General features: G+C 41.5%; 1 protein-coding gene. It reads right to left on the bottom strand.

Translation table 11 applies throughout. The features are described 5' to 3' along the window. On the bottom strand, nt 1–375 hold a 375-nt coding region (locus R7Q48_RS30680; RefSeq protein ID WP_318134192.1), incomplete at its 3' end, for a Na/Pi symporter. Nucleotides 376–530 lie beyond the last annotated feature (155 nt).

The raw sequence follows: 530 nt of genomic DNA, 5'->3' as shown, positions 1-530 counted from the left end.
CTTGAATTCTTCCTTACAACGTACGTGACCTAGTGAAACCAAAGTATTGGTCACTGTGGTACCAATATTGGCACCCATTACCATTGGAATCGCTGTCTCTACAGGTAGACCACCTGCAACTAAGCCCACAATAATAGAAGTTACAGTACTTGAGGATTGGATTAGGGCTGTTGCTACTAGGCCGATCATAAGACCAGCGATAGGGTGAGATGCAAACTCAAACAATACTTTTGCTTGGTCGCCAGTTGCCCATTTGAAACCGCTACCAACCATAGATACTGCTAGAAGAAGCAGCATGAATGCCAAGTTAGCCCAGCGTAACCAACGAGTCGTGCTCGAGATAGGCGCTGCTGTTGAAGTAGCTTGGTTCATCATAATTTTCTCCGTTGACCTTTAAGTTCGTTTTTCGGTCTTAAGTTGAAACTTCGGGCGATGTTAGAGAACAAATATTTCAGTAATATTACAGATTGATTTCTTTGGGCACTTTTTATTGTGCTTTTTAATAATTCAAAAAAAATAGCGGATTATCC

Source organism: Vibrio sp. 378 (assembly GCF_033339435.1).
The sequence above is the reverse complement of the archived record's forward strand: the minus strand, read 5'-3'. Positions and strand labels throughout refer to the sequence as shown.